Here is an 8,771-nt window from a genome sequence, read left to right on the forward strand (position 1 = left end):
CACTAATGTATACCCACTTCAATTGAAAAAAACAAAAAATAAAATAATTTTACAATAGTTTAATTTTTTTTAAGTTTAGCCATATACTTGCTAAGCTTTTCCAATTCACCTATTAGTTCATCAGTGTCGCCTCTATATCCTATCCTCATAGAGTTCGGCTCTTCAAAATAATCATTCTCCAATAAAACTAATACTCTTGACATAAAAAACTTTCTTATTTTAAAAAGAGCTTAAATTCACACCTCTTCTGTGGTCTAAATTTAAGCTCTTTATCTTTATCAGGTGACAAAGAAATACTATATAATTTCTAATTATACTATTATGAAATTGCCTGTGCTGCAGTTATTATAGCAAGGTCATGAACTTCTTCAGCAGAACTTCCCCTTGATAGATCGTTTACCGGTTTGTTCAGTCCTTGAAGGATTGGTCCAACAGCTTTAAAATCTCCAAAGTATTGAACTAATTTATATCCAATATTTCCGGCTTCAAGACTTGGAAATATAAATACATTTGCTGAACCGGCAACTTCTGAGTCTGGTGCTTTTTTCTTAGCTACTTCACTTACAAAAGCAGCATCAAATTGAAGTTCTCCATCTATTTTCATATTTGGATTTGCTGCCTTGGCCTTTTCAGTTGCAATTCTAACTTTATCTACTAGTTCATGAGAAGCTGAACCCTTTGTTGAAAATGAAAGCATTGCCACTTTTGGATCCATTCCGAATGTTCTCGCTGTCTCTTCACTTAGCACTGCAATTTCTGCAAGCGCATCTGAGTCAGGATCTATATTTATAGCACAGTCTGCCATTATATACATTTCATCTCTCTTTAACATTACAAATACACCGCTTGTTCTGCTAAATCCCTCTCTGGTCTTTATAATTTGAAGTGCAGGTCTTACTGTTTCACCTGTAGTATGAACAGCACCGGACACCATTCCGTGAGCTTTCCCAGTGTAAACTAACATAGTTCCAAAGTAGTTTTCATCTAACAATATTTTTCTTGCAGATTCTTCATCTACCTTGCCCTTACGTCTCTCTACAAATTTTTCAACAAGCATGTCAAATTCTTCGTATCCATTTGGATTTATAACTTCAAGTTCTGAAATATCCAATCCATATTCCTTTGCTGCTGCCTTTACTCTACTTAAATCTCCAATTAACAACGGCTTTAAAGTACCTTCGCTGTTTAATTTTACAGCTGCTTCTAATATTCTCCTGTCTTCTGCTTCAGGAAAAACTATAGTGGGCATTTGTTTTTTTACTTTTTCTGTTAAACTTTCTATTAAATTCATAATTTACCTCCAACTGCTTTTAATTTCGCTTTATCCATTATATAACAAAATAAAGTATAATTAAAAGTAGTTTAAGCTTTATTTATAAGTTTATAGTGTAAAATCCCATTTTCAACTTCGTAGTCGCATATTCCCAAACTTCTCAAATGCTCTAAATGAGCATGAGCCTCTCCCGCAGCAAACCACTTTTGACTCTTTGGAAATTCGTCCCAGTTCTTTGCAGAAATATCCCAGTGCATTTGTTTTGTAACGTCTCTAACAGTAGTTGCCCCTCTCTTTAAAGCATCTACTGTCTCACTAAGTCTATCCTTGTGGTGATTTAAAAGCTCATCTACTCTTGCATTTACATCTTTAATCAGTGTTCTATGGGATCCGTAAAGGTGTTTTATATTTAAATCTCTTACTTTTTCTAAATTTTTAAAATAAGTTCCAAGGCTGTCACCAACGTCAAATCCCCAAAATTGTATATTGGGAGTTATTTCTCCTAAAATGTGGTCTCCACAAAATAACAGGTCTTTTTCTCTGTCGTATAGCCCTGCCATTCCAGGTGTATGTCCACTTAAATCTATTACCTCAAATTCAAAATCTCCTATATTTATCATGTCTCCCGGATTTTTAGAAGTATAGTTAAAATCTTCCCTAGGTCTAAATTTATATCCCGGGTGGTCTTCTATTTTTAACTCATCCTCATCAAGCCCTTGCATATGAGCATACTTTTCAATATTGGTCCAGTGTTCCCCATGTCTTTCTCTAAATAACTTTAAAAGTTTTGCGTCAACATCTGGCATGTAAATTTCAACACCAAGCTTGTCAAAATAATTAATAAGTCCTGTATGGTCAGAGTGCAAGTGAGTTAAATATAAGTGACTTTTACTTGGAATTATATTTAGTTCATTCATATACTCCTTAGTTAACTCTAAAATCTCATCTGTATTAAATCCGGTGTCTATGATTAAACTCTCGTCTTCCGATTTAATTACATATACATTTATATACTTTAAGGGGTTTCCCTTAAGTGGTATCTCTACTTTGTAAATATTTTTATATACTTCAACTATATTGTTCATCTTTAAACCCTCCTTTCTATATCTTACCTCATTAGCCTAAATGCTAAACCTTAAATTGATTTATTTGATTAGAAAGGTTATTATATAAATTAGGAAGTGAGACTTATGAAGAAAAAAATTATTATTTTAGCCATACTCCTTTTAAATAGCTCTAGTGTGTATGCAAAAGAATCTTTTTCGGATGTAAAAAACCATTGGGCAGAAAAATACATATCTTATTTAATTGACAATAATTATATAGTGGGATATTCCGACAACAGCTTTAAACCTGACAACACAATATCAAAAGCAGAAGTTTGTGCTGTTGTAAACAGAATTTTTGACTTAAGGGAAACAGAAGATATTTCATTTACTGATGTAAATTCTTCTAATTGGTACTATAGAGATGTTCAAATAGCAAGTAAGTATAAATATATAGATACAACTTCAAACTCGTTTTCCAACTCGTCTGTAAAGAGAGTTGAGCTAATGCAAATAATAAATAAGTTGTATAACTTTAAAGATGACTCTAAGGACTACATGTATTTTAATGATTTAAACAGCTTTAACCAAGAAGAAAAAAACACTGTAGGCGCTTTATTAAAAGACGGAATAATTACAGGCTATGATGACTATAAATTTAAAGGCGACAATGAAGTAAGTAGATCTGAATTTTCAAAAATAATTACAATGTGCATTGAAAAATATGGCAGAGATATAAACTTAAAACCAGTAGTTGAAAATACCGATGCATCTGAAATTATTAACTCCTCAACTGACAATTTAAGTGAACTTAAAGACAAGTTAAAAAACTTAATTGAAGAGTCCAGACAGATTAACTTAATGCAATACACTAAAGATTCCGCTTCAAATATGACACTTCAACTATTTAAAGGTGATGCAGCTCTTAACAGCAATGTTAAATCGGAAATAGAGGAAGCTATATCAAATATTGAAGCTGCAAAAAAAGACTTGGTATTTCAAGTTGGAAGTCCAAAATTAACTGTCATTGGAAGAGATGAAAGCGGAAGTGAAATTCCGGTAAATATATTTATAAACGAAGAGCCCTTTAAAAATAGCAGTGAAATTAAACCTGGAAGATATTTAATGAAAGTTACCTCAGCTGAAAAATCTGACACTGAAACTCACATAACTGTTGAAAATGAAGATAAAGTCATAGAGCTTACATTAAAAAAAGCTGACACTGAAACACTACATCTCAATTTATCATCAGGACTTGAATCTTTAAGTGGATACTCTTTTAAGAAAAATGAAAGAGTTACAGTGAGAGTTTTAGTTCCCAATGGAATGGAAATAGACAAATTTTTAGTTAACTCAGTTGCCAAAAATGTAATTGACGATGAATTTAGATTTATAATAACAGAAGATACACATATAGAAGTAAGTTTTAATAATTTATAGAAATCTTTGAGACCTAACTCAATTTACGAAGTAAATTGGATTAGGTCATGAACGACTGATTCCGTCATAGATTTTATAATCAACAAATCAACAAATTAAATATGTATTTAAATTTCAATAAGAAATGGTAAAGTTTATTCTTAATAAATTTTTAACCATTTCTTATTTTTTTAGTAATAATTTCCACACAGTTTTTAGAATTTCATCACCCTTTAAACTAAGTCATCTGCTATTATTTGGGTATAAACTAAAAGAGGTGATATTATGAAAAAATTATACGCAATTGCTTCAGTAGCACTTTGTTTTACCTTACTTACCGGATGTGGAAAAAAAGAGACACCACCTACAGTTGACAATACAAGCACACCAAATGTAGCAACTACTAATAAACCCGAAGCTAACACCGGCACCCAAGCTGAAGTAAATTCAGGTGAATTTACTGTTACACCGGCTAAAGCACTTGAGACATTTTCAGAAAAATTTCCAAATGCCCAATTAACGAAAATTGGAATTGACTTTTTTAAAAACCAATACCACTATGAAGTAGAAGGTATTGATGGCGAAATGGAATGTGAAATGGAAATTGACGCATACACCGGAAAAATTTTAAGAGATAAAACAGTGCCTATTGAAAAAGACGACTTGTTTGAAGAACAAAACCAAGTGTTTAACCTCACTGATGCAGTTTCAGAAGATGTAGCTATAAATGCAGCTATAGAAAAACACCCGGGCACACTTCACAAGTGGACACTTGACAAAGATGATGGAATGTTAAAATACGAAGTCACACTTATTGACAATAACCGTGACTTTGACGTTATTGTCAATGCAACTACAGGAGAAGTAGTTGGAATTGACGATTAATTTAAATTTTAAAGAGGAAGTGCTTAATTGCACCTCCTCTTTTTTTGTAAATATAATTGTCTATTAAATATAAAATATCTATATTAAATCTTGTACACCACAAATTAAATCATATCATATAAGTCTAGCTGATATCTCTATAACACAGTGTTTAAAGCATTTGATAACTTGTCTGTAAACACTCCCGGTTTAAAAGGAATATGTCCACCCTTTTCAATTGTAATAAATTCTTTCCTGGGTTCTGAAATACTGTCAAATAATTTCTGAGCCATACTATAAGGCGTTATCCAATCGCAATCACCTGCAATAATTATAACCGGTACTTCATATTTAGTATGATTATACATTGATAACCCACTTTCTGAATAGAGTATATCGTAAAGTTTCCTCTGAGTCTCAATAAATTTATTGAAATTAAATAAAGGAGAAAAAAACCATCTTAAGTCATTAAAAGTCATATAAGGAGAAAAAAGCCTTACAACAAGTCCTGTATTCTCGCCATTTGGCAGATATTTGCCGGTAAGCTGCCGCAACTTCATAAATTCTTTCATGTCTATTTTTTGACTTGATTTTACAAGTTGAAACTGCTCTTTAATTTTCTCTGCGTCGCTTGTTTTACTTCCTAAATTAGCCAAGCGAATCGCCTCTTCTGTGGCAAATTCTTCACTTGTCCAAATATCGTTAAACTGTCCAACGCCTACATAAGCCAGCACTTTCTCAGGATGTTTTCCTACGTATACTCCCCCTAGAAATGTTCCCCATGAATGCCCCATAATAACAACTTTTTCCTTGCCATACTCACTACAAATATAATTTACTAACTCATCTAAATCAGATAATAGCAAATCAAGAGTGGGGTTCTCAGCTTTCGGATTGCGATAATAAGTATTTCCACAACCTCTTTGATCCCAGTGAACCAATGTATATTTTTCTTCTAAATTTGCCTGCCAATAATATGAGTAATATGCCATATTATTTCCCGGACCTCCATGAATCACAATAATAATCGGATTTAAAATATCTTGCCCACGAATTTGAACATACTGCTCTATTCCGCCAATAGTTATGTAATGCGTTTTTTGAATTCCGTTTTCTGAACGAATTTTAAATTTTTGTGAATTAATAAATCTTCCTACTCCCCAAACAATAAAAAACAACACAATTAATGTAAATAAAATCATTTTAGAATCTCCTAAGTATTTTAGTTAAACTATAACCTATTTTTCTATGATTTAAAACTAAAATAATTATGTAGAATTATTTTAGTTGTTACTGATTATCTTTAACGCAAAAAGAAGTAGTTTCCACTACTTCTTTTTATTTAAAACCAATTGCTATTTAATTAACACAATATGGACAATCTTCGCCATAATTACATACTTTAGTTTTTTTGTTGTACTTATGATTGTTTAGACAGTACTCTCCATAATTACATTCACCAGTTTTTTTGTTGTGTCTGTGATTTATTTGACAGTTTTGAGTGTTTTGATATCTACCTTTATTTTGCGAGTGATGTCTGCCTCTTCCATGAGCAATTGCACTGCTTGGAAGTATTAATATTGCAGCTAGTAATAGACCTGTTATTTTTAATTTCACAAATATCCCTCCCTTATATATTCATTTTAATATATAGATTAAATCTATTTTACTTGATTATACCATAGTGTATATTTAAAGCCCAGATAATCACTGTTTTAATGCTGTGTTTAAAGTAATTTAGAGAAAACTTCAACAAAAAAGCCAGCATCTAAGACACTGCCAATACTGCAAATTATTTTTTTCAAAAAACTATTCTATTTTAATGTTTCAATTATTTCAGATAGAGAAGGTTGATTGTAAAATTCATATCTCTCTTTATATTTTTCTATTTCTTCTCTGCTAAATTTTTTAGGATCTAACATTACTAAACTAGTATCCACAGGATCTGAATAATAAACCCTAGCATCAATTACTATAGGTTTTTTATTTCCTTTGCTTTGTAAAGTTTTTATTTCTTCCATGCAAGAGTAAAGTTCATCAATTGTCTCCACTCTAAAACTTATTGCTCCCATTCCCTTAGTAGTCATTGCCCAGTCAACATCTGTAATGTCCACTCCATATAAAAACTCGCTGTTTAATTGAGCGTGTTTAATAAATCCGTAAGTTTGATTACTAAGTATTACATTTATAATTGGAAGTTCATAGCGACTTTGAGTAATGATTTCTTGAATGTTCATAGCTACGCCGCCATCACCTGAAATACTCCAAACTTGTCGTTTTGGACTGGCTAATTTTGCAGAAATACTATAGGGCAATCCAACACCTAGTGTTGCAAAAATACCACTTACTGAATATTGTCGCTTTTGATTTAAAGGCAACATTCGAACGGAGTACATTGTATTATTTCCAACATCAAGACCATAGTAGGCATCTGTAGTTGAATAATCTCCAATTGTTTTAATAACTGCCTCAGCAGATAGTCCCTTAGACTCATCTGTGGCAACTTCATTTAAATACCTGTCCCAATTTGCCTTTGAAATACGCGCCGCCTTTAAAAAGTCAGTTTCATCTCGCTTTATTCCACTTTCAATTAATCTGGTAATAAATTCTTCACCATCAGCTACAATTCCCATTTCTACAGGAGATTGTTTTGCAATATCCTCTATACGATTATTTATTTGAATTATTTTAGCCTCAGTTGGCCACGCTCTTACAAAGGGGTGATTACTACCTACAAATAAAATTAAATCAGCATCTTGAATAACATCATAGGCAGATTTTGTACCAAGTCTACCAAAAGCACCCATAAAATTTTTATGATTACTTGATGCTGCAACACCTATGGAAATTGCACTAGTTACAATTGGCATTGAAAACTGTTCTGAAAACTTCTCCACAACATCTCTGGCGCCCTTTAATCCCAAACCTCCATAGAAAACCGGTCGCTTTGATTCCCTAATCATTGAAAGTACACTTTCTACATCATCTTCGTCAATTGGAAAGTGCCTTTTTACCGGAGGAATCTTTTTTTCTCTTCCCAAAGTAAAGTTAATTTCCTCTTCTGCCAGGTTATTTGGAATAATCACAACAGATACTCCATTTTGTGCATATGCAGTTCTAATAGCCTCATCAATTACGTGAGGAATTTGTTTAGAAGTAGTAACCATTTTATTAAATACACTTACATCAGAATAAATTGGAATTTCATCCATCTCTTGAAAAAAGTTAGTGTTAATATTTCCCGAAGCTGTTTGTCCAACGATTGCCAACATTGGAACTCTGTCCATTTTTGCATCATAGAGACCATTAAATAAATTTGTTCCACCTGGAGCAGCTGATCCAAAACACACACCTATTTCACCAGTTGTCTTTGCGTGTCCAACAGCTGCCATTGCACCGGCCGCCTCATGACGAACTTGAATATAATTTATTGACTCACGCTCTTCATATAGAGCTTCCATTAAGCCATTTACAGAACTTCCAACAATTCCATAAATATGCTTTACGTTCCAAGATTCCAATACCTTAACAAGAGAATTTCCAGCAGTCATTTTCATAAACATTCCTCCCTTTCATATGAAATAAGTATACCATAATTAAGTAGCATTAAGGGAATACAGATATTATGTAACTAAGATACTATTAAGGTTATAATAAAATAAAATTATTTAAAGTTCCGGTTGGGTGAAATATAGTATTCTTATTTCTAAATAAAATATTAGCTTGTACAGGTTACTTATTTTATATGCATAACAGCTATATTTTAACAATATGTCAACGGGTATAAAGTAGGATAAATTTATGTTATAATTTTTTTGATCGGAGGATGTAATTATGAAGTTTTTTATTAGATAGATTGTAAAATTAAATTCGACACCTAAAATAAAAACTCATAACAAATTTGTATTTCGTGTAAAATGTTAATTACCACAAAAAACAATCACGAAAGGAATCTGTTATGAGTCATAAATATCTTACCATGGATGATAGAAATAAAATAGAAGTGTTGAATAAAGAAGGATATTCTGCTAGAAAAATTGCCAATATATTAGGGTTTCATCATTCAACAATTAGTCGAGAACTTAAAAGGTGTAAAGCCGAATATTCAGCAGTAGATTCTCAAAAGTACTACCAAGAACTTTCTATGAAAAAGGGTAGAAAGTCTAAAA

Annotated in this window: 9 protein-coding genes; 3 read left to right on the forward strand and 6 right to left on the reverse strand. The window is 32.1% G+C overall.

The annotated features are described in order from the left end of the window. Nucleotides 1-59 precede the first annotated feature (59 nt). The 3 genes from BUB47_RS10010 to BUB47_RS07440 all read right to left on the reverse strand — a co-directional run bounded on the left by BUB47_RS10010 (nucleotide 60) and on the right by BUB47_RS07440 (nucleotide 2,358). On the reverse strand, nucleotides 60-203 hold the full coding sequence (locus tag BUB47_RS10010; protein ID WP_159430542.1) for a hypothetical protein: 144 nt from the start codon (nucleotides 201-203) through the stop codon (nucleotides 60-62). A gap of 116 nt (nucleotides 204-319) precedes the next feature. Beyond that, entirely contained in the window at nucleotides 320-1,291 is a 972-nt protein-coding gene (gene pta / locus BUB47_RS07435) for a phosphate acetyltransferase (protein WP_073185099.1), read from the reverse strand. Nucleotides 1,292-1,362: 71 nt separating this feature from the next. Continuing rightward, nucleotides 1,363-2,358 (reverse strand): MBL fold metallo-hydrolase, encoded by a 996-nt coding sequence (locus tag BUB47_RS07440; RefSeq protein ID WP_200779497.1) that lies wholly within the window; start codon nucleotides 2,356-2,358, stop codon nucleotides 1,363-1,365. A 105-nt stretch (nucleotides 2,359-2,463) separates the two neighbouring features. On the opposite strand from BUB47_RS07440, the gene BUB47_RS07445 reads away from it, so the two are divergent. Then, nucleotides 2,464-3,759, forward strand: coding sequence for an S-layer homology domain-containing protein (locus BUB47_RS07445; protein WP_073185100.1), 1,296 nt, complete (start codon nucleotides 2,464-2,466; stop codon nucleotides 3,757-3,759). A 264-nt stretch (nucleotides 3,760-4,023) separates the two neighbouring features. After that, nucleotides 4,024-4,623: a PepSY domain-containing protein gene (locus tag BUB47_RS07450; RefSeq protein ID WP_073185101.1), complete on the forward strand. Its 600-nt coding sequence runs from the start codon at nucleotides 4,024-4,026 to the stop codon at nucleotides 4,621-4,623. Nucleotides 4,624-4,760: 137 nt separating this feature from the next. Here BUB47_RS07450 and BUB47_RS07455 read toward each other — a convergent pair whose 3' ends face one another. The 3 genes from BUB47_RS07455 to BUB47_RS07465 all read right to left on the reverse strand — a co-directional run bounded on the left by BUB47_RS07455 (nucleotide 4,761) and on the right by BUB47_RS07465 (nucleotide 8,159). Then, nucleotides 4,761-5,804 carry an alpha/beta fold hydrolase gene (locus tag BUB47_RS07455; protein WP_073185102.1) on the reverse strand — a complete coding sequence of 348 codons (1,044 nt, stop codon included), beginning with the start codon at nucleotides 5,802-5,804 and terminating at the stop codon, nucleotides 4,761-4,763. Between the two features lie 157 nt (nucleotides 5,805-5,961). Next, a complete protein-coding gene (locus BUB47_RS07460) occupies nucleotides 5,962-6,219 on the reverse strand; it encodes a hypothetical protein (protein WP_073185103.1) in 258 nt (85 codons plus the stop codon). Between the two features lie 197 nt (nucleotides 6,220-6,416). Continuing rightward, the gene (locus BUB47_RS07465; RefSeq protein WP_073185104.1) at nucleotides 6,417-8,159 is read right to left on the reverse strand and encodes a thiamine pyrophosphate-binding protein; all 1,743 of its coding nucleotides are present in this window, start codon (nucleotides 8,157-8,159) and stop codon (nucleotides 6,417-6,419) included. A gap of 401 nt (nucleotides 8,160-8,560) precedes the next feature. Here BUB47_RS07465 and BUB47_RS07470 point away from each other — a divergent pair. Then, the coding region (locus BUB47_RS07470) for a helix-turn-helix domain-containing protein (protein ID WP_143270624.1) at nucleotides 8,561-8,771 on the forward strand (211 nt) is incomplete at its 3' end.

The organism is Anaerosphaera aminiphila DSM 21120 (assembly GCF_900129925.1).
GTDB classification, from domain to species: domain Bacteria; phylum Bacillota; class Clostridia; order Tissierellales; family Peptoniphilaceae; genus Anaerosphaera; species Anaerosphaera aminiphila.

What these genes read in the sequence shown, in the direction of transcription:
- BUB47_RS10010 (WP_159430542.1), bottom strand. Translation starts at nt 203, where the DNA reads ATGTCAAGAGTATTAGTTTTATTGGAGAATGATTATTTTGAAGAGCCG.
- pta (WP_073185099.1), bottom strand. Translation starts at nt 1,291, where the DNA reads ATGAATTTAATAGAAAGTTTAACAGAAAAAGTAAAAAAACAAATGCCC.
- BUB47_RS07440 (WP_200779497.1), bottom strand. Translation starts at nt 2,358, where the DNA reads ATGAACAATATAGTTGAAGTATATAAAAATATTTACAAAGTAGAGATA.
- BUB47_RS07445 (WP_073185100.1), top strand. Translation starts at nt 2,464, where the DNA reads ATGAAGAAAAAAATTATTATTTTAGCCATACTCCTTTTAAATAGCTCT.
- BUB47_RS07450 (WP_073185101.1), top strand. Translation starts at nt 4,024, where the DNA reads ATGAAAAAATTATACGCAATTGCTTCAGTAGCACTTTGTTTTACCTTA.
- BUB47_RS07455 (WP_073185102.1), bottom strand. Translation starts at nt 5,804, where the DNA reads ATGATTTTATTTACATTAATTGTGTTGTTTTTTATTGTTTGGGGAGTA.
- BUB47_RS07465 (WP_073185104.1), bottom strand. Translation starts at nt 8,159, where the DNA reads ATGAAAATGACTGCTGGAAATTCTCTTGTTAAGGTATTGGAATCTTGG.